General features: G+C 75.1%; 18 protein-coding genes and 1 pseudogene. 6 read left to right on the top strand and 13 right to left on the bottom strand.

Going from position 1 to position 21059, the window contains the following annotated elements:
- A partial coding sequence (locus tag ABEB07_RS26525; protein ID WP_345670611.1) for an SbcC/MukB-like Walker B domain-containing protein occupies positions 1-600 on the top strand: 600 nt, incomplete at its 5' end.
- A gap of 21 nt (positions 601-621) precedes the next feature.
- On the opposite strand, the gene ABEB07_RS26520 is transcribed toward ABEB07_RS26525, so the two are convergent.
- A complete protein-coding gene (locus tag ABEB07_RS26520) occupies positions 622-1068 on the bottom strand; it encodes an Lrp/AsnC family transcriptional regulator (protein WP_176148131.1) in 447 nt (148 codons plus the stop codon).
- Between the two features lie 124 nt (positions 1069-1192).
- Here ABEB07_RS26520 and ABEB07_RS26515 point away from each other — a divergent pair, with 124 nt between their 5' ends.
- Positions 1193-1699 (top strand): rhodanese-like domain-containing protein, encoded by a 507-nt coding sequence (locus tag ABEB07_RS26515; protein ID WP_176148130.1) that lies wholly within the window; start codon positions 1193-1195, stop codon positions 1697-1699.
- Between the two features lie 78 nt (positions 1700-1777).
- Here ABEB07_RS26515 and ABEB07_RS26510 read toward each other — a convergent pair whose 3' ends face one another.
- Together ABEB07_RS26510 and ABEB07_RS26505 are read right to left on the bottom strand one after the other, a co-directional pair.
- On the bottom strand, positions 1778-3466 hold the full coding sequence (locus tag ABEB07_RS26510; protein ID WP_345670610.1) for a DUF885 domain-containing protein: 1689 nt from the start codon (positions 3464-3466) through the stop codon (positions 1778-1780).
- A 42-nt stretch (positions 3467-3508) separates the two neighbouring features.
- Positions 3509-4048: an Lrp/AsnC family transcriptional regulator gene (locus tag ABEB07_RS26505; RefSeq protein WP_345670609.1), complete on the bottom strand. Its 540-nt coding sequence runs from the start codon at positions 4046-4048 to the stop codon at positions 3509-3511.
- 59 nt (positions 4049-4107) lie between these two features.
- Between ABEB07_RS26505 and ABEB07_RS26500 the strand changes: the two genes are divergently transcribed.
- Positions 4108-5328, top strand: a complete 1221-nt coding sequence (locus tag ABEB07_RS26500; RefSeq protein ID WP_176148127.1) for a trans-sulfuration enzyme family protein — start codon at positions 4108-4110, stop codon at positions 5326-5328.
- Between the two features lie 534 nt (positions 5329-5862).
- Here the strand turns inward: ABEB07_RS26500 and ABEB07_RS26495 are convergent.
- From ABEB07_RS26495 to pdxR, 3 genes are all read right to left on the bottom strand, one after another.
- Positions 5863-7317 carry a GNAT family N-acetyltransferase gene (locus ABEB07_RS26495; protein WP_345670608.1) on the bottom strand — a complete coding sequence of 485 codons (1455 nt, stop codon included), beginning with the start codon at positions 7315-7317 and terminating at the stop codon, positions 5863-5865.
- Between the two features lie 207 nt (positions 7318-7524).
- Positions 7525-9108: an alkaline phosphatase D family protein gene (locus ABEB07_RS26490; RefSeq protein WP_345670607.1), complete on the bottom strand. Its 1584-nt coding sequence runs from the start codon at positions 9106-9108 to the stop codon at positions 7525-7527.
- Positions 9109-9209: 101 nt separating this feature from the next.
- The gene (gene pdxR, locus ABEB07_RS26485; protein ID WP_345670606.1) at positions 9210-10652 is read right to left on the bottom strand and encodes a MocR-like pyridoxine biosynthesis transcription factor PdxR; all 1443 of its coding nucleotides are present in this window, start codon (positions 10650-10652) and stop codon (positions 9210-9212) included.
- Between the two features lie 14 nt (positions 10653-10666).
- Here pdxR and ABEB07_RS26480 point away from each other — a divergent pair.
- A pseudogene (locus tag ABEB07_RS26480) lies at positions 10667-11536 on the top strand (DMT family transporter); the annotation flags it as partial.
- Positions 11537-11599: 63 nt separating this feature from the next.
- Here ABEB07_RS26480 and ABEB07_RS26475 read toward each other — a convergent pair.
- Positions 11600-12430, bottom strand: coding sequence for an alpha/beta fold hydrolase (locus ABEB07_RS26475; RefSeq protein WP_176148123.1), 831 nt, complete (start codon positions 12428-12430; stop codon positions 11600-11602).
- Between the two features lie 328 nt (positions 12431-12758).
- On the opposite strand from ABEB07_RS26475, the gene ABEB07_RS26470 reads away from it, so the two are divergent.
- Complete coding sequence (locus tag ABEB07_RS26470; RefSeq protein WP_345670605.1) at positions 12759-13520, top strand: GntR family transcriptional regulator; 762 nt, start codon at positions 12759-12761, stop codon at positions 13518-13520.
- Positions 13521-13638: 118 nt separating this feature from the next.
- On the opposite strand, the gene ABEB07_RS26465 is transcribed toward ABEB07_RS26470, so the two are convergent.
- Positions 13639-14796 (bottom strand): ROK family transcriptional regulator, encoded by a 1158-nt coding sequence (locus ABEB07_RS26465; RefSeq protein ID WP_345670604.1) that lies wholly within the window; start codon positions 14794-14796, stop codon positions 13639-13641.
- A 222-nt stretch (positions 14797-15018) separates the two neighbouring features.
- On the opposite strand from ABEB07_RS26465, the gene ABEB07_RS26460 reads away from it, so the two are divergent.
- Positions 15019-15459 (top strand): hypothetical protein, encoded by a 441-nt coding sequence (locus ABEB07_RS26460; protein WP_345670603.1) that lies wholly within the window; start codon positions 15019-15021, stop codon positions 15457-15459.
- A 66-nt stretch (positions 15460-15525) separates the two neighbouring features.
- On the opposite strand, the gene mug is transcribed toward ABEB07_RS26460, so the two are convergent.
- From mug to ABEB07_RS26435, 5 genes are all read right to left on the bottom strand, one after another.
- Positions 15526-16056 carry a G/U mismatch-specific DNA glycosylase gene (gene mug, locus ABEB07_RS26455; protein WP_343235805.1) on the bottom strand — a complete coding sequence of 177 codons (531 nt, stop codon included), beginning with the start codon at positions 16054-16056 and terminating at the stop codon, positions 15526-15528.
- Positions 16057-16100: 44 nt separating this feature from the next.
- Positions 16101-17543: an adenylosuccinate lyase gene (gene purB / locus ABEB07_RS26450; protein ID WP_176148119.1), complete on the bottom strand. Its 1443-nt coding sequence runs from the start codon at positions 17541-17543 to the stop codon at positions 16101-16103.
- A gap of 175 nt (positions 17544-17718) precedes the next feature.
- Positions 17719-18525 carry an SGNH/GDSL hydrolase family protein gene (locus tag ABEB07_RS26445; protein WP_345670602.1) on the bottom strand — a complete coding sequence of 269 codons (807 nt, stop codon included), beginning with the start codon at positions 18523-18525 and terminating at the stop codon, positions 17719-17721.
- 70 nt (positions 18526-18595) lie between these two features.
- Positions 18596-19609 carry a hemolysin family protein gene (locus tag ABEB07_RS26440; protein ID WP_164585593.1) on the bottom strand — a complete coding sequence of 338 codons (1014 nt, stop codon included), beginning with the start codon at positions 19607-19609 and terminating at the stop codon, positions 18596-18598.
- On the bottom strand, positions 19606-21024 hold the full coding sequence (locus ABEB07_RS26435) for a hemolysin family protein (protein WP_345670599.1): 1419 nt from the start codon (positions 21022-21024) through the stop codon (positions 19606-19608). The genes ABEB07_RS26440 and ABEB07_RS26435 overlap by 4 nt, the downstream gene beginning before the upstream one ends.
- Positions 21025-21059 lie beyond the last annotated feature (35 nt).

Raw genomic sequence — 21059 nt, 5'->3', positions numbered from 1 at the left:
GCCCGCGCGGCCACCGGCGTGCGCCGCCTGGCGCCACTGCGCGAGGAGTACGACCGGGTGGCCCGGCTCGCCGCCCTCACCGCGGGCACCTCCGCCGACAACGAGCGCAGGATGCGCCTGGAGTCCTACGTCCTCGCGGCCCGGCTGGAACAGGTGGCCGCCGCCGCCACCGTACGGCTGCGGCGCATGTCGTCCGGGCGCTACACCCTCGTCCACTCCGACGACCGGGCCGGGCGCGGTCGCAGCGGCCTCGGGCTGCACGTGGTCGACGCCTGGACCGGCCGGGAACGGGACACGGCGACCCTGTCCGGCGGCGAGACGTTCTTCGCCTCGCTCGCCCTCGCCCTCGGCCTCGCCGATGTCGTCACCGACGAGGCCGGCGGGGTCCGGCTGGACACCCTCTTCATCGACGAGGGCTTCGGCAGCCTGGACGATCAGACCCTCGACGAGGTCCTGGACGTGCTGGACTCGCTGCGCGAACGCGACCGCAGCGTGGGCATCGTCAGCCACGTCGCCGACCTGCGGCGCCGCGTCCACGCCCAACTGGAGGTGGTGAAGGGGCGGTCGGGCTCGGCGGTGCGGCAGCGGGGGCCGGCCTGACGCCCGCGGCCTTGCGTCGGTCTAGCGGCCGAGGGGACGCCTCGGCAGGGGCGAGGAGTAGACGACGCTCGTCGTCACCGATCCCAGCGCGCCGATCCGGCCGGACACCTCCTCCAGGTGCCGCATGGAGCGCGCGGCGACCTTGATGACGAAGCAGTCGTCGCCCGTCACATGGTGCGCCTCCAGTATCTCGGGGGTGACGGCGACCAGGTCGTGAAAGGGCTTGTAGTTGCCGTTCGGGTAGCGCAGCCGGACGAAGGCGAGGATCGGCAGCCCCAGCCGGTCCGGGTCGACGACGGCCGCGTAGCCCTGGATGACGCCCGCCTCCTCCAGCCGGCGCACCCGCTCGGTCACCGCGCTGGGCGACATCGACACGGCCCGAGCCAGCTCGGCGAAACTGGCCCGGCCCTCCCGCTGGAGGACGTCGAGAATGCGCCAGTCGGTGGCGTCCGGGGAAAACGCGGTCATGAGCGAGGGATAGCAGGCGGATCCCCGGCGGATCAAGAGGCGGGCCGTGGATCGCCCCTTCAGGGCGGTGCTTCGCGGCCATAGATTTCAGGCTGTCGCACCGAACCACGGAAGGACCCACCCGATGACCCTCCCCGCCGCGGCCCCCTCGACCGTCCGCGAGGCGGCCGCCCATCCCGTGCTGGGCGTCGCCCCCGCCTCCCCGGCCGAGGCCGCCGCCCACTTCCGGGCGAGCCTCGCCTTCCACACCGATGTCTCGGACGTCGCCGCCGCGCTCGCGGCCGGCGGCGAGGCCGGGTTCGTCCTGGTCGACACGCGCTCCGCCGAGGCATGGGACCAGGGCCACGTCCCCGGCGCGCTGCACCTGCCGACCGCGCTCGTTCCGCAGCGGGCCGAGGCGCTGCTCGACCGGTCCGTCCCCGTCGTCGTCCACTGCTGGGGCCCCGGCTGCGACGGCGCCGCCCGCGCCGCGCTGGCCCTCGCCGAACTCGGGTACCGCGTCAAGGAGATGCTCGGCGGCTTCGAGTACTGGGTGCGCGAGGGCTTCGCGTACGAGACCCGGGAGGGCGGCGAGCGCCGCGCGGCCGACCCGCTGACCGCCCCGGCCGAGGGCGGCGCCTGCGGCTGCTGACCCCGGACCGGCGGCCCGGGAAGCCGGGGTGGCGCAGCAGCGCGGGGCGGCCGGAGTGCGGCCGCCCCTGAGCCGGGCTCAGAGCCGCGACAGCTCGTCCAGCAGGTCGTCCAGGCCCAGTGAGCCCTGCGACAGGGCCGCCATGTGCCAGGCCTTCGCGTCGAACGCGTCGCCGTGCCGCCTGCGGGCGTTCTCCCGGCCCAGCAGCCAGGCCCGCTCGCCCAGCTTGTAGCCGATCGCCTGACCCGCCATGGACAGATAGCGGATCAGCTCGCTCGCCACGAAGTCCCGCGGGCGGCTGCTGTGCGCGCCGAAGAACTCCAGCGCCAGTTCCGGCGTCCAGCGCTCACCCGGGTGGAACGGCGAGTCCGCCGGGATCTCCAGCTCCAGGTGCATGCCGATGTCGATGATGACGCGGACCGCGCGCATCATCTGCGCGTCCAGGTAGCCGAGCCGGCGCTCCGGGTCGGTGAGGAAGCCCAGCTCGTCCATCAGCCGCTCCGCGTACAGCGCCCAGCCCTCGGCGTTGGCGCTGACGATGCCGACCGTGGCCTGGTAGCGGGAGAGGTCCTCCGCCACGTGCGCCCACTGGGCCAGCTGGAGGTGGTGGCCGGGGACGCCCTCGTGGTACCAGGTCGACACCAGGTCGTACACCGGGAAGCGGGTCTCCCCCATGGTGGGCAGCCAGGTCCGGCCCGGCCGGGAGAAGTCGGCGGACGGCGCGGTGTAGTACGGCGCCGCCGCGCCGCCGGGGGGCGCGATGCAGGACTCCACCTTCCGCACCCGCTCGGCGAGTTCGAAGTGGGTGCCGTCCAGCGCGTCGATCGCCTCGTCCATCACCTCCTGGAGCCAGGTGCGGACCTCGTCCACGCCCTCGATGTGGGCGCCGTGCTCGTCGAGGTGCGCGAGGGCGACCCACGGCGTCTCGGCGCCCGGCAGGACCTTCTCGGCCTCCTTCTTCATCTCGCCGAGCAGCCGGTGGAACTCCGACCAGCCGTACGCGTACGCCTCGTCCAGGTCCAGGTCGGTGCCGTTGTAGTAGCGGGAGAAGCGGGCGTAGCGCTCCCGGCCGACCGTGTCGGGCGCGCCCTCGATCGCGGGCGCGTACACGTCGCGCATCCAGTCGCGCAGCTCGGCGACGGCCGCGGTGGCCGCCCGGCCGGCCTCGCCCAGCTCGCCGCGCAGGGACTCGGGGCCGTCGGCGGCGAAGTCCTCGAACCAGCCGCGGCCCTGCCCGGTGTCCGACCACTCGGTGAGCTGTTCGACGAAGGTGGCCGTCGGCCGCGGGCCCGCGTACAGCTCGCGCTCCAGGCCGAGCGCCAGCGACGCGCGGTAGCCGCGCAGCGCCTCCGGCACGGCGCGCAGCCGCTCGGCGACCGCCGCCCAGTCCTCCTCCGTGTCGGTGGGGGTGATGGTGAAGGCCTCGCGCACCGAGTGCACCGGGCTGTGGATGTTGCTCACCGCCCGCAGCGGCTCGCCGGCCTCGTGCACGGCGAGCTCCGCGGTCAGGCGCTCGCGCAGCAGGCGGGCGCAGCGCCGCTCGACGTCGCTGTCCGCGCCGGGCCGGCTCTCGGCCTCCGCGAGCCGCGCCAGCGTGGTGCGCGCCAGCTCCGCCAGCGCCTCCTGGCCGGCCGGCGAGTTGTCGGGCAGTCGGCTCGAACACTCCTTCACGCCGAGGTAGGTGCCGGTGATCGGGTCGAGGGCGATGAGGTCGTCGACATAGGCGTCGGCGACCTGACGGGGCAGCGGGCTCTTGGTCTGAGACATGCCGTCCATCCTCGTACGACCACACCGTCCGCGTCAGCCCGGTTACCGGACCACGGGCGGCATTGCGTCCGATATGCGGTCCGGTTTCGCCGACAGCGTCGCCGGTTCCGCGCCCGGCGGCAGCAGCGGGCCGCAGTCCCACTGCTGGAAGATCAGCCGGGTCTCCACCCGCGCCACCTCGCGCCGGGCCGTGAACTCGTCCAGCACGAGCCGTTGCAGGTCGGCCATGTCGGCGACCGCGACGTGGACGAGGTAGTCGTCCGGACCGGTCAGGTGGAACACGGTCCGCGACTCCGGCAGCGCCCGGATCCGCTCCACGAACGGCCCCACCAACTCCCGCCGGTGCGGCCTGACCTGCACCGACAGCAGGGCCTCCAGGCCCCGGCCCAGCTTCGCCGGGTCCAGGCGCAGCTGATGGCCGAGGATCACCCCCGAGCGGCGCAGCCGGTTGACCCGGTCCAGACACGTCGACGGCGCGACCCCGATCAGCGCGGCCAGATCGCGGTAGGTGGTCCGGGCGTCGTTCTGCAGCAGCCGCAGCAGATGGAGATCCACCGGGTCCAGTACGACGGATTCGGCCATGCGCCGAACGTAGCACGGAGTCCGCGCCGCCCGGCCCGTCCGGTGTTCACCCTTCGGTCATGGACACGCCCTTCAACCCAGCGAGCACGTCCGCGTACGACGCCGTACGCCCCGCACCCCGCGCACTGGCCACCGAGGCCGTGCACGCCGGCCGTGAGGACCTCGCCCGGCAGGGACTGCACGCCCCGCCGATCGACCTGTCCACCACCTATCCCTCCTACGACAGCCGGGCCGAGGCCGCCCGGATCGACGCCTTCGCCGCCGACGGCGCCGAACTCGACGGGCCGCCGGTCTACGGCCGGCTCGGCAACCCGACCGTCGCCCGCTTCGAGACCGCGCTGGCCCGGCTGGAGGGCACCGAGTCCGCGGTCGCCTTCGCCAGCGGCATGGCCGCGCTCAGCGCGGTCCTGCTGGTGCGCTCCGCCCTCGGCCTGCGGCACGTGGTCGCCGTGCGCCCGCTGTACGGGTGCAGCGACCACCTGCTGACCGCCGGACTGCTCGGCAGCGAGGTGACGTGGACCGACCCGGCCGGGATCGCCGACGCGCTGCGCCCGGACACCGGACTGGTGATGGTGGAGTCCCCGGCCAACCCGACGCTCGCCGAGGTGGACCTGAGGGCCGTCGCCCACGCCTGCGGCTCGGTCCCGCTGCTCGTCGACAACACCTTCGCCACGCCGGTGCTCCAGCGCCCGGCCGGGCAGGGGGCGCGGCTGGTGCTGCACAGCGCCACCAAGTACCTCGGCGGGCACGGCGACGTGATGGCGGGCGTGGTGGCCTGCGACGAGGAACTCGCCGGGCGGCTGCGGCAGGTGCGGTTCGCCACCGGCGGGGTGCTGCACCCGCTGGCCGGCTATCTGCTGCTGCGCGGGCTGTCCACCCTGCCGGTACGGGTGCGGGCCGCCTCCGCCACCGCCGCCGAGCTGGTCGCCCGGCTGACGGCCGACCCGCGCGTCGCGCGCGTGCACTATCCGCGGATCGGCGGCGCGATGGTCTCCTTCGAGGTGCACGGCGACCCGCACGCGGTGATCGGCGCGGTCCGCCTGATCACACCCGCCGTGAGCCTCGGCAGCGTGGACACGCTGATCCAGCACCCGGCCTCCATCAGCCACCGCATCGTGGACGCGGCGGACCGGCGGGGCGCCGGGGTCGGCGACCGGCTGCTGCGGATGTCGGTCGGCCTGGAGGACGTGGACGACCTGTGGTCCGACCTGGACCAGGCCCTGGACCGCGGTCGCACGCAGGCGCCGGACGTGAAGGGCCTGCACGAGGCGCTGAACTGACGGACTGTGGACCTGCGGTCCGGCGCATGGATCCTGGGCCGGTGGCCCGGCCTGCGGGCCGTGGACCGGCGGCCCGACCCACGGGCCCCGGACCGGCGGCTCGGCCCACGGACTCTGGACTGGGGGTCGCGCGCGGGCGCCGGACGTGCAGGGCCCGCACGAGGCGCTGAACCGGCGGGCCCTGGACCGGCGGTCCAGCCCACGGGCCCCGGGGCCGGCGGCCCGATCCACGGGGGCGGGCCGGCGGCCCCGGGGTCCGTGACGCGGTCGGCCGGGGCGGGGGCCGAGGCCGCCGGCCGCGGGGGAGCCCGCCGGGGCGGTTCTGAGCAGGGCTGCTTCTCGGGCTGGCCCGCCGGCCGATCCATGGGCCGGGCCGGGCCGGTAGGCCGGTGCGGTGCCTGGCCGGCGCGGCCGGGCTGATTCCGCCCGGCGCGGCCGGGCTGGTGGCCGGTCCGGCGGTCGGGGTCTCGGGCCGCGGCGGGGACTTTCCGGCCGCGGCCGGGGAGGTCCGGGCCGCGGCCGGGGGGGGCCGGGTCAGTCGGGCAGGGCGGGGGAGTCGTCGTACTGGCGGCGGAGGGTGTCGTGGGGGAGCCGGGCGGGGACCGCGGGCTTGGTCAGCCGGGCGGTGATCACCAGGGTGCCCTCCTCGATCTGGTAGTCCAGCGGGAGACCGAGGCCGCGCATCGCGGTGACCATGCCGGTGTTCGACGCCTGCGTCACGGCGTACACGCTCCCGCAGCCCGCCTCCGCGGCCATCGCCACCAGGCGGCCGAGCAGTTCGGCGCCGATGCCGCGCCGCTGCCACTCGTCCTCGACGAGCAGCGCGACCTCCGTCTCGTCGCCGTCCCACAGCAGATGACCGAGGCCGACGATCCGCCCGGAGGCGGTCTGAGCGGCGAGGGTCCGTCCGAAACGCGGGCTGAGCAGGTGGTTCAGGTACCGGTCCGCGTCGCCGACCGGCCCGTGGTAGCGCATGCCCAGAGTGCGGGGCGAGCATCGCTCGTGCATCCGCCGGGCCTCCGGCAGATCGCCCGTGTCCGCCCGGCGCACGGTGATCGCGTTGCCCTCGGGCAGCGTCAGCACGTCCTGGCCCGACGGGATGCGCGGCCCGAGCAGGGTGTCCAGCTCCACCAGCGCCCGGGCCCGGGCGAACTCGGTGGGCGTGAAGGGCAGGTACGGCCGCTCGACGGTGATCACGCCGCCCTCCGGCGCGCGCAGCCGCAGCACGGTGTCCTCCATGACCCCCTCGGCCGGCACCTCCTCCGGGCCCCGGCCACCGCCCGCCGGCTTGCCGGGCAGCGAACGGATGGTGCACCGGCCCAGCAACTGCCGAAGCGCCAGCGGCAGTTCCGCGGCGTCCAGCGCGGTGCGCGTGGCCAGACCGAGGACCCGGGTCGGCGCGTCGACCAGATCGTGCGCGTCGGCCCGCTCGATCCAGGTGTCGGCGCCGCCGGCCGACGCGACCGCCTCGGTGATCCGGGACGCCTCGATCCGGTTGGGCGCGCGCAGCAGGAACTCGTCCACCGTGCCCTCGGCCAGCGGGTGCGTCTGAAGGCTCAGGATGTCGACGTGCCGGGCGGCCAGCGCCGCGCACAGCGTGGCCAGCGAGCCCGGCGCGTCCCGCACCGTCGTCCGCAGCCGCCACAGCGCGTTCGCGGTCATCCCGTCGTCCGCCGTAGCCGGGGCGGGCGACGACGGCCCGGCCGCCCGCCGTTCGGCGGCGAGCGGCCGGGCGCCGGTATCGTGCGCCGGGGGAGCGTGCCCGTGGCGCCGTGCCCACCAGGTGTGGAACGCCGCCGTCGCGATCAGCGACAGCGCCGAGATCAGCAGCAGCGCCGGCCCGCCGGGTCCGTGGCCGATCAGGTTCGCCACGCCGTCGGCCACCGCCACCGCCGTGAACAGCGCGGCCAGTTCGACCACGTCACGCCGCCAGTGGTGCACCGGCCGGCCGTGCTTCGTCCGTGTCACATCAGACAGTTCTCGAGTCATACGGCCACTGTGGAGGACCGGTGTTGCGCGGTCGCGAACGTCCTGTGACTTACTGGTAAAGCATTGATTTGCCCGGCTTTGGGCACCCTTTGCACCGCCGCGTGCGACCAGCGCCACGGACTGCGAAAACGGCGGAGCCAAAAGGGAGTTGGCGCCGCGCACCGGGGGATGACGCCGATGCGCGGCCCGGATGAAGAGTAGCGGGCGTCACTGCCCCACCCGCCCCGGCCGCAGCGTCCGGGTGAAGAGGACGGCGCCGTCCTGCTCACGCAGCCGGACCGTCAACTCCCCGCTGTCGCCGTCGATGTCGACCTCGCCGAAGAACTGGTAGCCCTCGGCCGGCGAGACGTTCGAGGCGGTCGGCGCCTTGACGAACACCCGGTCCGGACCGAACGTCCCGTCCAGCGGGCTGGCCGGGAACGCGCCCGCGTTCAGCGGCCCGGACACGAACTCCCAGAACGGCTCGAAGTCCTTGAACGCCGCACGCGACGGATCGTAGCGCTGGGCCGAGGTGTGGTGGACGTCGGCCGTCAGCCACACCGTGCCGGTGATCCGCCGGTGCTTGACGAACCGCAGCAGTTCGGCGATCTGGAGCTCGCGGCCGAGCGGTGCGCCCGGGTCGCCCTGCGCGACGGCCTCGAAGTTCGGCTTCCCCTCGACCCCGTCGGGCACCACCAGGCCGAGCGGCATGTCGGCGGCGATGACCTTCCACACCGCCCGCGACCGGGCCAGTTCGCGCTTGAGCCACGCCAGCTGGGCGCGCCCCAGGATGCCCTGCGGGTCGCTCGCCTGGTCGTCGGGCGAGTTGGCGTCGCGGTACGTGCGCATGTCGAGCACGAACACGTCGAGCAGCGGGCCGTGGTGGTGGACACGGTAGATCCGCCCGTCCGGGCGGCCGCTGACGGTGGAGATGGGGAAGTACTCCGAGAAGGCCCGGCGGGCGCGCAGCGCCAGGTCGTCCAGGCGCGTCCCGGCCGGGTAGGGGGTGCCGGCGCCGATGACCTCGCCGGGATACCAGTTGTTGCGGACCTCGTGGTCGTCCCACTGGATGATGTTCGGCACCCGCGCGTTGAACCGGCGCAGCGCCGCGTCCAGCAGGTTGTAGCGGAAGTTGCCGCGGAAGTCGGCCAGGGAGACGGCGACGTGCGACTTCTCCTCGGTGGTGACGTTGCGGTAGACCCGTCCGTCCGGCAGCGCGGCCGTGGCCTGGATCGGGCCGTCGGCGTAGATGTTGTCACCGCTGCACAGGAAGAAGTCCGGGTCCAGCTTCGCCATGGCGTCGAAGATCCGGTAGCCGCCGATGGAGTCGTTGATGCCCCAGCCCTGCCCGGCCAGATCGCCGGACCACACGAACCGCACGCCCTGGCGGCGGCGCGCCGGCGCCGTCCGGAAGGTGCCGAGGACCGGTTCGCCGGTGCGGCGCGGGTCGTCCGGGTCGGCCAGCAGCACGCGGTAGTGGATCTGCTCGCCGGCCGGGAGTCCGTGCAGCCGGGCGGTGCCCGTGAAGTCCGTGTCCGCGCCGAGCAGCGGGCCGTGCCAGCGGCGCGGGTCGCGGAACGACTCGGTCGCCGAGGTCTCGACGATCATCCGGGCCGGACGGTCCGCGCGCGCCCACACCAGACCCGAGTCGGAGGTGACGTCGCCCGCCTGCACGCCCCAGTCCGCCCGGGGACGGCCCGACAGGGCGAGCGCCGGGGCCGCGCCGAGTGCGCCGGGCAGGGTCAGGGCCGCGGACGCGGCGAGCGAGCCGCGCAGGACGCTGCGGCGGCCCGGAAGGGGACGGTGGGACATGACTGCGCCTCCAGGAACGGAATCCGGCCAGTGTTCGGCCCCACACCTACTGGGGCGGCGCGGCGCGCACGGAAACCGCGGGTGAACAACCGCCCGCGCGGTCAGCCGGCGGCCGCCTCCGCCATCAGCGCCACCCCCGCGCGGATCCGCGCGGGCGGCATGTGCGCGTACCCGAGGACCAACCGCACGCCCGCGACGTCGTCCGCGCCGTCCGCGCCCGCGTGCGTGTACGACGCGAGCGTGCGCACCGCGATCCCCGCCGCCGTCACGCGGGCGAGGAACCGCTCCTCGGGGCCGTAGCGGGCGGGCAGGCCGGCGATCAGGTGCAGCCCCGCGGCGATCCCGGACAGCCGCGCGCCGGGGAAGTGCTCGGCCAGGGCGGTGACGAGCGCGTCCCGGCGCTCCCGGTAGGCGCGCTGGCAGCGGCGCAGCTGCCGGTCGTAGTCGCCCCGCTCCACGAAGTGCGCGAACACCGCCTGGTCGAGCGTCGGATGACCGAGGTCAGTGGTCCGCTTGCGCGCCACGATCTCGTCGGCCAACGCGTCGGGCACCAGCAGCCAGCCCAGCCGCAGTCCGGGGGCCAGCGACTTGCTGACCGAGCCCGCGTAGACCACCCGCTCCGGGTCCAGGCCCTGCATCGCGCCCACCGGCGCCCGGTCGTAGCGGAAGTCGCCGTCGTAGTCGTCCTCGAAGACGTAACCGTCCACCGACCGCGCCCAGTCGAGCAGTTCGGCGCGGCGCCGCGCGGTGCAGGCGATGCCGGTGGGGAACTGGTGCGCCGGCGTGGTCACCACGGCCCGTACGCCCGACCGGTACAGCGGGCCGAGGGCCGGGCCCCGCGCGTCCAGCGGGAGCGCGACGGTGCCGACGCCCGCCGCGGCGTACAGGGCGCTGTGCTGCGGGCTGCCCGGGTCCTCGACCCCGACGGCGCGTATCCCGCGCGCGTGCAGCACCGCGCCGAGCAGGGCGGCGCCCTGCGCCACCCCGGAGACGACGACCAGGCGTTCGGGGTCCGCGACGGCGCCCCGGCGCCGGGCGAGCAGTTCGGCCAGGGCCGTACGCAGCCGGGGCAGCCCGCGCGGATCGGGATAGCCGAGGTCCTGGTGCGGCAGCGCGGCCAGCACCGAGCGGTGCGCGGCGGCCCAGGCGGCCCGGGGGAACAGCGCCAGGTCGGGGGTGCCGGGCACGAAGTCAGCGCGGGAACCGGGGGAGCGGGGAGCGAGGTCGCGCGCGCGGGTGCGGGCGGCCCGCGCCGCGCCGCCCACCCAGGTTCCCGCGCCGCGCCCGCTGCGCAGATAGCCCTCCGCCGTCAGCTGCTCGTACGCCTCGGTGACCAGCCCGCGCGAGACGCCGAGGTCGGCGGCGAGGTCACGGCTGGAGGGCAGCCGGGTGCCCGGCGCGAGCCGCCCCGAGCGGACCGCCTCGCGCAGCGCCGCGCGCAGGGAGCGGCCGCGCGCGCGGGCCGGCGCCGTCGCGGCCGGCAGCAGCAGCTCCCAGGCGGCCGAGCCGGGCCGCCCGTCCTGATTGGCCTCCGAAGACGTCATGGAAGTGGACCTTAATGCGGGCCGCCGCGCTCCCTAGCGTCGCTGCCATGAACGCCACCACCTCACGCGGCGCGCTGCTCGCCGCGTTCGCCTGCGTCCTCGTCGGAGGGTCCTTCACCGCCAACAGCGTCCTCGGCCACTACCCGTACGCGGGCGGCCAGTTCCTGCGTTACGGCCTGGCCTGCCTGCTGCTCCTGCCGCTGGTCCGGCGGGAGGCGGGGCCGCGGCTGCGGGCGCTGGAGCCGCGCCAGTGGGCCCGGCTGGCGCTGCTGGCGGCGGTGGGCATGGTCGGCTTCAACCTGGCGGTCCTGGCCGCCGAGCGGAGCGCCGAACCGGCCGTGCCGGGCGTCTTCGTGGGCTGCGCGCCGGTGGCCGTGGCCGTCCTCGTCCCGCTGCTGGAGCGCCGCCGGCCGCAGCGGGCCGTGCTGCGAGGAGCGGCGCTGGTCGCCGCCGGGGCGCTGACCGTGCAGGGCTGGGGCCGGACCGACGGCGCGGGCATCGCCTTCTCGGCGTGCGCGCTGGCCGGCGAGGTCGGCTTCGCGGTCCTCGCGGTGCCCGTGCTGCGCCCGCTGGGCCCCCGGCTGCTGTCCGCCGTGGTGTGCGCGGTGGCGGCGGGGGAGTCGGCGCTCGTCGGCGTCCTGCTGGACGGCGGCGCCTGGCTGCGGACGCCCGACGCCCACGAGGCCGCCGCGCTGCTGTGGCAGGCGGCGGTCGTCACCGTCGTCGGCTTCGTGTGCTGGTACATGGGCATGCAGCGGATCGGCGCCGAGCGCGCCACCCTCTTCTCCGGACTCATCCCCGTCGCCGCCGCCTGCACCGCGCCCCTGGTCGGCACCGGCTCGTACGGCCCCGCCCAGGCGGCGGGCAGCGCCCTGGTGGGGGCCGGAGTGGCCCTCGGCTCCGGGGCGCTGACCCGGGCCGGCCGCCGCCGGCCCGCGGCCGCCGGCTCAGCGGCTGCCGTCGAGGAGCACCCGCGCGACCAGCGCCGGGTCGTCGTTCATGGGGACGTGTCCGCAGCCGGGCAGCCGCACCAGCCGGGCGTGCGGGACGATCCGCTTGGCGCGCACCCCCTGCCGGGGCACCAGCAGCCGGTCCTTGAGGCCCCAGGCGACGGTGACCGGAACGCCGGTGACGTCGTGCGTGAACCGTACGCCGACGCCCGCGCGCAGGGTCTCCTCGAACCCGGAGGCCCCGGCCAGGGCCAGGGTCTCGGCGACCACGGCCTCGGGTGAGCGGCGGGCGGGCCGGGCGTAGATGGTGCTCGTGAGGAGGGTCCGGCCGGCCGCCGAGCGGGAGAGCCGCTCGACCAGCGGCAGCGGCGTGCGCGCCGCGATGCCCCGCATGGCCTGGAGCACGCCGAACGCGTAGCGCCGCTCGGCCTCGGTCCAGAACCCGGCCGGGGACAGGGCGGTGACGGACCGGGCGCGCCCCGTGCGGCCCATCTCCAGGGCCAGCAGCCCGCCCAGCGAGTTGCCCGCCACGTGCGGCCGGCCGATCTCCAGCGCCTCGCACAGGGCGCCCAGCGCGGCGTTCATGGTCGGCAGGTCGTGCCGGAGTCCGTCCGGCAGCGCGGGCGAGGCGCCGAAGCCGGGCAGGTCCACGCTGATCACGTCGCGTTCGCCCGCGACGAGGTGGATCACCGGGTCCCAGGCCTGCCGGTGGTGGCCGATGCCGTGCAGCAGGAGCAGCGGCTCGCCGGCGCCCACGCGCGCGTAGGAGAGCGTCACGGGCTGCGGCCCGTGCGCGGAGGGAACCTTGAAGGAGACGGTGGCGGACATGGGTGCTTGCTCCTCGTCGATCGCTGACGGTTGCCGGATAGACAGCTTGTCAACAATTACTACCGACGGGTAGCCCCCGGCCGCTCCCGATCCCTCCGCGCAGCCCCCGACCGCCCCGCGGCCGGGGGCGTCTCCGCGATGTCACGTGTGCGACGCCGTGCGAACGCCCCGTGAACGCTGTGCGGCACACGCGCCGTACGGCGCGCAAGAGCCGAGGATTGGTCTTGACCAAGGGTGGGGGCGGCCCTATCGTCGCAGAGAAGTACAACAACCTTTAATAAACAAGGGCGCTAAACGCCGCCGGACTACGGCGATTGCGGAGGACAGGGTGGGGAGCACTCAGCTGGAAACGGTGCCGGAGCCGAAGTACTGGCATCTCAAGACCGTGCTCAGTGAGGCACTGGACTCCGAGTTCGCGGTCGGTGAGATCCTGCCCAACGAGCGGGATCTGGCCGCCCGCTTCGGCGTGGCCCGCGCCACGCTGCGCCAGGCACTGGAGCAGCTGGAACTGGAGGGCAGGCTGCAGCGCCGCCGCGGCGTCGGCACGACCGTCGCGCCGCCGCGGATGGGGGTCGCCGTCGGCACCGAGCAGCACGCCTGGCCGGGCGCGGCCGGAGACGCCTGGCAGTCCGCGGACTGCGCGCAGGCCGCTCCGCCGGCCGCCGTCGCCGCCATCCTGGAGACCGACCGGAACGAGGTGGTGCACACCGTGCGCCGGTCCCGGATGAGCCACGGGCAGCCGGTCGCGGCCGAACTGCTGTACATCCCGGCGTCCTCGGTGCCCGGCCTGACCGCGATCGACGCGCCGTCCGGACCGGCACGCGCGCGTGCCGTGCTGCGCGAACTCCAGCACCTGGAGCTGGAGGGCCAGGAGCGCGCCGTGGAACTCGGCTCGGCCCGCGCGGACGACGCCAAGGAGCTGGACCGGCTGCCCGGCGCGCCCGTCCTCGTCGTCACCACCCGCTTCGTCGCCGCCGGCCGCGTCGCCGCGCTCTCCGTGGCCACCTACCGCGCCGACACCTGTCGGCTGACCTTCGGCGACTCCGGGAGCGTGGAGATCCACCACGGCCCCGAGCGCCAGGCCTCCTGACGCGAGGCCGCCCGGCCGCCCGACCGAAGACGACAGCCGCCGCGCCCCCCGGTCGTTCCGGGGGGCGCGGCGGCTGTCGTACGAGCCGGGTGTCCGCCGGAGCGCGGCGGGCCGCAGGTCAGCGGCGGGCCGTGACCGTGCTCTCCACAGCGAAGAGCTGTTCCTCCACGTGGTCGAGGGCGAGGCGTACCGCGCCCGTCGCCACGACCGCCTCGCCCAGCAGCGAGAGGGTCACCCGAGGGGGCCGCAGGCAGTAGCGGGCCAGCTCGCTGCGCAGCGGCTCCAGCACGCCGTCGAGACCGGCCGCCCAGCCGCCGACGACCACCAGCTCCGGGTCCAGGGCCAGCACCAGCGCCGCCACGTCGTGGACGAGCCGCTGGATGAAGCGGTCCACGGCCGCCAGGGCCCGCCGGTCGCCCTGCCGGGCCAGCGCGAAGACCTTCGCCACCGCCTGCTCGTCCAGCGGGTGCAGCGGCTCGTCCGTGGTCGACAGCAGCGTCTCCGGGGTCTCCCCGCGGCCCAGCAGGTGCAGCGCGCCGATCTCGCCCGCCGCCCCGCCGTACCCCCGGTGCAGCCGGCCGCCGATCAGCGAACCCGCGCCCGGACTCAGCCCGGCCAGCACGAACACCACGTCGTCGGAGTCGGTGGCGGCGCCCTTCCAGTGCTCGGCGACCGCCGCGGCGTTGGCGTCGTTCTCGACCAGGACCGGGCACTTGAAGGACCGGCCCAGCCGCTCGCCCAGGTGCAGACCGGTCCACCCGGGCAGCGCGGTGCCCAGCCGTACGGTGCCGCTCGCGTCGACGATGCCCGGCGTGCCGACGCCGACGGCGCGCAGCGCGCTGCGCGGCACCCCGGCGCGGCGCAGCAGCTCGGCGATCGCGGTGCGCAGCCGCTCCAGCCGCTCGTCCGCGTCGGCCGTCTCGGCCACCTCTTTGGCCTGCGCGCCGACCACCCGGCCGTCCAGGTCGGCCAGCAGCGCGGCGACCCGGTGCGCGCCGATCTCCAGGCCGAGCAGATGGCCGGCCTCGGCGCGGAAGCGGAACCGCCGGGCGGGCCGCCCCTGCCGCCGGGCGGCCCCCTCCTCGGCCGCCGTCTCCATGACGAGGCCCGCCCCGATCAGGTCGTCCACGACGCCCTCGACCGTGGGCCGGGACAGCCCGGTCACCCGGGTGATCTCGGTGAGCGTCGCACAGTCGGTGGCGCGCAGCGCGTGCAGCACCACCGCGGAATTGATCCTCCGCAGCAGCGAGGGATCCCCGCCGGTCAGCCGCCCCAACGTCCGTCCTCCCAGCTCGTGCGCGTGTGGGGCGGATGGTACTCGGCGCGGGCCGGGGCGGCGAGCGCCGGGTGACCCGCGCGGCGTCCGCCGCCCCGGGCGCGGGACCGGGAGCGCTCGGGCCCCCGCCGGGTCTCGGGGCCGTCCGCCGCCCGGCGGCGGGCCCCGGCGCGAGCCCTGACGCACCGCCAATTGTCAGTGCCGGCCGCTTTACTGGAACCCATGGACATCGCTGAGGCGCTCGCCGTGATCGACCGGCTGTGCTCCGGGGCGTTCCCCGCCGCGCGCACCCGGACGGACACCGGCTGGGCCGGGCCCGGTTACCGCACGGCGGAGCTGGCGACGAGCGAGGACTTCTGGGAGGACGACGGCACGCGGTGGCGGGAGACGGCCGACCAGTACGCGTGCGACCGCGACGGACTGGCCGAGCGGCTCGCCGAACGCTGGGGCCCGCCCCAGGAGTTCAGCCTGTACGGCGTGCTCCTGCGGAGCGCGCAGGAGGAGGCGCCGCAGCCGTGGGGTCCGCTCAGCGGTCAGGTGCCGGACGTCCAGCTGTGGAGATCGCCCGAGGCCGGCCGGTGGATAGTCCTGGGCGTCGGCCAGCAGGGCCGGGAGCTGCCGTTCCAGCTGCTCGCGGTCGTCACGGACGTGGACCCGCCGTGAGCGGCCGCGAGGCCGCCCACGGCCGTTCCGGATCCCGCGTGGGCGAGCCGTCGGGCCGCCCGGCCGTCACTCGCCCCGGCGGGCGGCGGGCACGTCCGGGCCGTCCTGCGCCGCCGCCCGCAGCAGCGCGAACTCCCGCGCCATCGTCTCGGTGGTCCAGTGCGCGTTCAGACCGCTCGGGTTGGGCAGCACCCACAGGCGGGTGTCGCCGATCGTCCGTTCCTGCGGCCCCACCCGGGCCGTGCGGTCCTCGAAGGCGGCCCGGTACGCGGTCACGCCGACGACCGCCAGCCAGCGGGGCCGCAGCCGCGCCACCTTCAGCGCCAGCAGCCGGCCGCCCTCCCGGTACTCCTCGCGGCTCAGCTCGTCGGCGCGGGCCGTGGCCCGGGCGACGACGTTGGTGATGCCGAGCCCGTACGACAGCAATTCGCCCTGCTCGGCGGGCTTGAGCAGCCGCGGGGTGAACCCCGAGCGGTGCAGCACCGGCCAGAACCGGTTGCCGGGGCGGGCGAAGTGGTGGCCCGTCGCGGCCGTCATCAGGCCGGGGTTGATGCCGCAGAACAGCACGCCGAGGCCGTCCGCGACCAGGTCCGGCACCAGCCGGTCGCGGGCGGCCTCCAGCTCGGCCGGGGTGAAGCGGGTCAGAGGATCGCCCCCGGCGCGTAGGCCGCAGCCTCCGGGTGCTGCTTGACGATCTCCTCGATCCGGCCGACGACCGCGCCGACCTGGTCGGCGGCGGCGCCGGTGAAGGACAGCTTGTCCGCCATCAGCGCGTCCAGGCCCGCGCGGTCCAGCGGCAGCCGCTCGTCGGCGGCGAGCTTGTCGAGCAGGTCGTTGCGCTCGGCGCCCCGCTCCCGCATGGCGAGTGCGGTGGCGACGGCGTTCTCCTTGATCGCCTCGTGGGCCACCTCGCGGCCGACGCCGGCCCGCACCGCGCCCATCAGCACCTTCGTCGTCGCCAGGAACGGCAGGTAGCGGTCCAGCTCGCGGGCGATCACCGCGGGGAAGGCGCCGAACTCGTCGAGCACCGTCAGGAACGTCTCCAGCAGACCGTCCAGCGCGAAGAACGCGTCCGGCAGCGCGACCCGGCGCACCACCGAGCAGGACACGTCGCCCTCGTTCCACTGGTCGCCCGCCAGCTCGCCCGTCATCGAGGCGTAGCCGCGCAGGATCACCATGAGGCCGTTGACCCGCTCGCAGGAACGGGTGTTCATCTTGTGCGGCATCGCCGAGGAGCCCACCTGGCCCGGCTTGAAGCCCTCGGTGACCAGCTCGTGCCCGGCCATCAGCCGGACCGTCTTGGCGAGCGAGGACGGCGCCGCCGCCAGCTGCACCAGCGCGGTGACGACCTCGTAGTCCAGGGAGCGCGGGTAGACCTGGCCGACCGAGGTGAACGCCTGCGAGAAGCCGAGGTGGTGGGCGACGCGCCCCTCAAGATCGGCCAGCTTCGCCGCGTCGCCGCCGAGCAGGTCCAGCATGTCCTGGGCGGTGCCGACCGGGCCCTTGACGCCCCGCAGCGGGTAGCGGACGAGCAGTTCCTCGACGCGGCCGTGGGCCACCAGCAGCTCGTCGGCGGCGGTGGCGAAACGCTTGCCCAGGGTGGTGGCCTGCGCCGCCACGTTGTGCGAGCGGCCGGCCATGACCAGCTCGCCGTACTCCGCCGCCAGCTTCGCCAGCCGCGCCAGCACCGCCACCGCGCGGTCGCGCACCAGCTCCAGCGAGAGCCGGATCTGGAGCTGCTCCACGTTCTCCGTCAGGTCGCGGGAGGTCATGCCCTTGTGGACCTGCTCGTGCCCGGCGAGGTCGTTGAACTCCTCGATACGGGCCTTCACGTCGTGCCGCGTGACCTTCTCGCGCTCGGCGATCGAGGCCAGGTCGACCTGGTCGAGGACGCGCTCGTAGTCGGCGATCGCCGCGTCCGGCACCTCGATGCCGAGGTCCTTCTGGGCGCGCAGCACGGCGAGCCAGAGCTGCCGCTCCAGCCTCACCTTCTGCTCGGGCGACCAGAGCGTGGCGAGCTCGGCGGAGGCGTAGCGTCCGGCGAGGACGTTCGGGATGCGGGGCTTGGCGGGCGCAGAAGTCACGTGACCAGAGTTTACTGGCGATTCGTGCAGGCCAGCGCCGCGGGGGTGTTCGTCGGAAGCTACGAGAGGCCGACGGGCGGCCCCGGCGGCCCCCGGTCCCGCCGGTCACACCGCTTCCGGTCCCGCCGTCACACCGCTTCCGGTCGCGCCGGTCGCACCGCTTCCGGTCGCGTCGTCAGGCCGGTCCGGCGTCGGCCGCCGGGTGCGCCAGTTCCTCGTAGGGCAGCAGCTCGGGGCGCTTGGCCGGGCGGCCGTCGCCGGAGGAGCGGCCGGTCAGGCGGCGGCCTATCCAGGGCAGCAGGTGCTGCCGGGCGAAGCGGGCGTCGGCGGTACGGCGACTGACCCAGCCCGGCCGCGCGCTCGCGGCCATCGGCGTACGCCACTCGGCGTCCTCCGCCTCCAGGCCGAGCGCCTGCCACACCGCCTCGGCGACCCGGCGGTGCCCCTCGGCCGTCAGGTGCAGCCGGTCCACGTCCCACAGGCGCGGGTCGGCGAGCGACGGCGCGCCGTACAGGTCCACGACGACCGCGCCGTGCCGGTCCGCGAGGTCGTCCACATGGGCGAACAGCTCCTCCATGCGCGGCCGGAACCGCTCCAGGACGGGACCCTGCCGGCCGGGGCTGCGCATCAGCACCAGCCGCTCGCAGGACGGCGCCAGCCGCTCCACCGCCTCGGTCAGCAGCCCCCGCACCCTGCCCATGTCGCACTTGGGCCGCAGGGTGTCGTTGAGGCCGCCCACCAGCGTCACCACGTCGGCCTTCATGGCCGCGGCCACCTCGACCTGCTCGTCGACGATCTGTCCGATGAGCTTGCCGCGCACGGCGAGGTTGGCGTACCGGAAACCGGGGGTGCGGGCGGCCATCCGGCCCGCCAGGACGTCGGCCCAGCCCCGGTAGGAGCCGTCGGGCAGCAGGTCCGACATGCCCTCGGTGAACGAGTCGCCGACGGCGACCAGGCTGCTGTATGTGGGAATCGTCTGCATGGCGTGAGCGATGGTAACCCGTCGCGCCCGGCGCATACCAAGCGGTCGGTCCGGCGATGTCGGACCCGGCTCAGACCCGCTGCCCGAACAGTTCCTGGAGCACGTCCTCCATGGTCACCAGACCCGCCAGCCGCCCGTCCGAGCCCAGCACCGCCGCCAGGTGCGTACGGCTGCCGCGCATCGCCGTGAGCACGTCGTCCAGCGGGGTGCCCTCCCGGACCCGGGCGATCGGCCGCATGTCCCGCAGCCGGAACGGCTCGGTGCGCGGCGAGGCGTCCAGCGCGTCCTTCACGTGCAGGTAGCCGATGATCCGGCGGCCCTCGTCGACCACGGGGAAGCGGGAGAAGCCGGACTCGGCCGACAGCCGCTCCAACTGCTCCGGGGTGACCCCGAGCCGGGCGTAGACGACCCGCTCCAGCGGCAGCACCACGTCGCGCACGGGCCGCCTGCCCAGCTCCAGCGCGTCGTGCAGCCGCTCCTGCGCCCGGTCGTCGATCAGCCCGGCCTCGCTGGCGTCCTTCACGATCTGCGCCAGCTCCGCGTCCGTGAACGTCGCCGAGACCTCGTCCTTCGCCTCCACCCGCAACAGCTTGAGCAGCCCGTTGGCGAACGCGTTCACCGTGAAGATCACCGGACGCAGCGCCCGGGACAGCGCGACCAGCGGCGGGCCGAGCAGCAGCGCGCTGCGCACCGGCTCCGCCAGCGCGATGTTCTTGGGCACCATCTCGCCCAGCAGCATGTGCAGATACGTCGCCAGGGCCAGCGCGATCACGAACGACACCGCGTGACCCGCGCCCGCGGGCACGCCCACCGCGTGGAACACCGGCTCCAGCAGATGGGCGATCGCCGGTTCGGCGACCACGCCGAGGACCAGGGTGCACAGGGTGATGCCGAGCTGCGCCGCCGCCAGCAGCGCGGAGACGTGCTCCAGGCCCCACAGCACGCTCTTCGCGCGCCGGTCGCCCTCCTCGGCGTACGGCTCCACCTGGCTGCGGCGCACCGAGATCAGCGCGAACTCGGCGCCCACGAAGAAGGCGTTGACGACCAGGGTCGCCAGACCGATCAGGATCTGTACGGCGGTCACCGGCCGGCCCTCTTTCCGTCGCTCGGGTCCATGTCGTGCGCCGGACGGTCCGCGCGCACCGCGATGCGGCGCCTGCCGCGCCGGGTGGGAACCTCCTCGACGGGAGCGTCGTCCAGCGGGGCGTGCAGCAGCACGCGCGCGGCCCGGCGGCCGCCCGCGTCCACCACGTCCATATGCCACCCGGCGACCTCCAGCGCGTCGCCGCTCGCCGGTATCCGGCCCAGCTCGGCGGCGACCAGGCCGGCCAGCGTCTCGTACGGGCCGTCCGGGACCCTCAGGCCGACGCGGGCCAGCTGGTCCACGCGCGCGGAGCCGTCGGCCGAGTACAGGGCGCGGCCCTCCGCGTCGGCGCCGGCCGGGGCCAGGTCGGGCGTCTCGTGCGGATCGTGCTCGTCGCGCACCTCGCCGACGACCTCCTCGACGATGTCCTCCAGGGTCGCCACGCCCGCCGTGCCGCCGTACTCGTCGATGACGACGGCCATCGTGCGCCGGCCGGAGAGCCGGTCCAGCAGCCGGTCCACGGTCAGCGACTGCGGCACGAGCAGCGGCTCGCGCATGATCTCCGAGACGCGCAGGTGCAGCCGCCGCCGGGCGGGCACCGCCAGCACGTCCTTGACGTGGGCCGTCCCGACCACGGAGTCGAGACTGCCGCGGTAGACGGGGAAGCGGGACAGGCCGGTCGCCCGGGTCGCGTTCGCGACGTCCTCGCAGGTCGCCTGGGCGTCCAGGGCCACCACCTGGACCCGCGGCGTCATCACGTTCTCCGCGGTCAGGTCGGCGAGGTTCAAGGTGCGCACGAACAGCTCGGCGGTGTCCGCCTCCAGGGCGCCCTGCTTGGCGGAGTGCCGGGCCAGCGCCGCCAGCTCCTGGGGACCGCGCGCGGAGGCCAGCTCCTCGGCGGGCTCCACGCCGAGCCGGCGCACCACCCGGTTCGCCGTGTTGTTGAGGTGGGTGATGAACGGGCGGAAGGCCGCGCTGAACCAGCGCTGCGGAGTGGCCACCCGGCGGGCGACGGCCAGCGGCGAGGAGATCGCCCAGTTCTTGGGCACCAGCTCGCCGACGACCATCAGGAAGACCGTCGACAGGGCGGTGCCCAGCACCAGCGCCAGCGAGGCGGCCGCGGAGCGGGACATGCCGAGCGCCTGGAGCGGACCGGAGATCAGCTTGGAGATCGACGGCTCGGCGAGCATGCCGACCACCAGGTTGGTGACGGTGATCCCGAGTTGCGCCCCGGAGAGCTGGAAGGTCAGGTTCCGTACGGCCTTCAGCGCGCCGGGCGCGCCGCGCTCGCCGCGCTCCGCCGCGCGCTCCAGGGCGCCGCGCTCGACCGTGGTCAAGGAGAACTCGGCCGCGACGAAGGCGCCGCAGGCCAGGGACAGCAGTACCGCCACGAGCAGGAGGAGCACTTCGGTCATCGGGTCACCCCTCTTCCATGGTCGGTCAGGACAAG

The sequence above is a fragment of the Streptomyces similanensis genome (assembly GCF_039543625.1).
In the GTDB taxonomy this organism is placed as follows: Bacteria; Actinomycetota; Actinomycetes; order Streptomycetales; family Streptomycetaceae; genus Streptomyces; species Streptomyces similanensis.
This window is presented reverse-complemented; position numbering and strand designations above follow the sequence as displayed.

Coding starts and splice junctions, on each gene's coding strand:
- ABEB07_RS26520 (WP_176148131.1), bottom strand. CDS start 1,068: ATGACCGCGTTTTCCCCGGACGCCACCGACTGGCGCATTCTCGACGTC.
- ABEB07_RS26515 (WP_176148130.1), top strand. CDS start 1,193: ATGACCCTCCCCGCCGCGGCCCCCTCGACCGTCCGCGAGGCGGCCGCC.
- ABEB07_RS26510 (WP_345670610.1), bottom strand. CDS start 3,466: ATGTCTCAGACCAAGAGCCCGCTGCCCCGTCAGGTCGCCGACGCCTAT.
- ABEB07_RS26505 (WP_345670609.1), bottom strand. CDS start 4,048: ATGGCCGAATCCGTCGTACTGGACCCGGTGGATCTCCATCTGCTGCGG.
- ABEB07_RS26500 (WP_176148127.1), top strand. CDS start 4,108: ATGGACACGCCCTTCAACCCAGCGAGCACGTCCGCGTACGACGCCGTA.
- ABEB07_RS26495 (WP_345670608.1), bottom strand. CDS start 7,317: ATGACTCGAGAACTGTCTGATGTGACACGGACGAAGCACGGCCGGCCG.
- ABEB07_RS26490 (WP_345670607.1), bottom strand. CDS start 9,108: ATGTCCCACCGTCCCCTTCCGGGCCGCCGCAGCGTCCTGCGCGGCTCG.
- pdxR (WP_345670606.1), bottom strand. CDS start 10,652: ATGACGTCTTCGGAGGCCAATCAGGACGGGCGGCCCGGCTCGGCCGCC.
- ABEB07_RS26475 (WP_176148123.1), bottom strand. CDS start 12,430: ATGTCCGCCACCGTCTCCTTCAAGGTTCCCTCCGCGCACGGGCCGCAG.
- ABEB07_RS26460 (WP_345670603.1), top strand. CDS start 15,019: ATGGACATCGCTGAGGCGCTCGCCGTGATCGACCGGCTGTGCTCCGGG.
- ABEB07_RS26445 (WP_345670602.1), bottom strand. CDS start 18,525: ATGCAGACGATTCCCACATACAGCAGCCTGGTCGCCGTCGGCGACTCG.
- ABEB07_RS26435 (WP_345670599.1), bottom strand. CDS start 21,024: ATGACCGAAGTGCTCCTCCTGCTCGTGGCGGTACTGCTGTCCCTGGCC.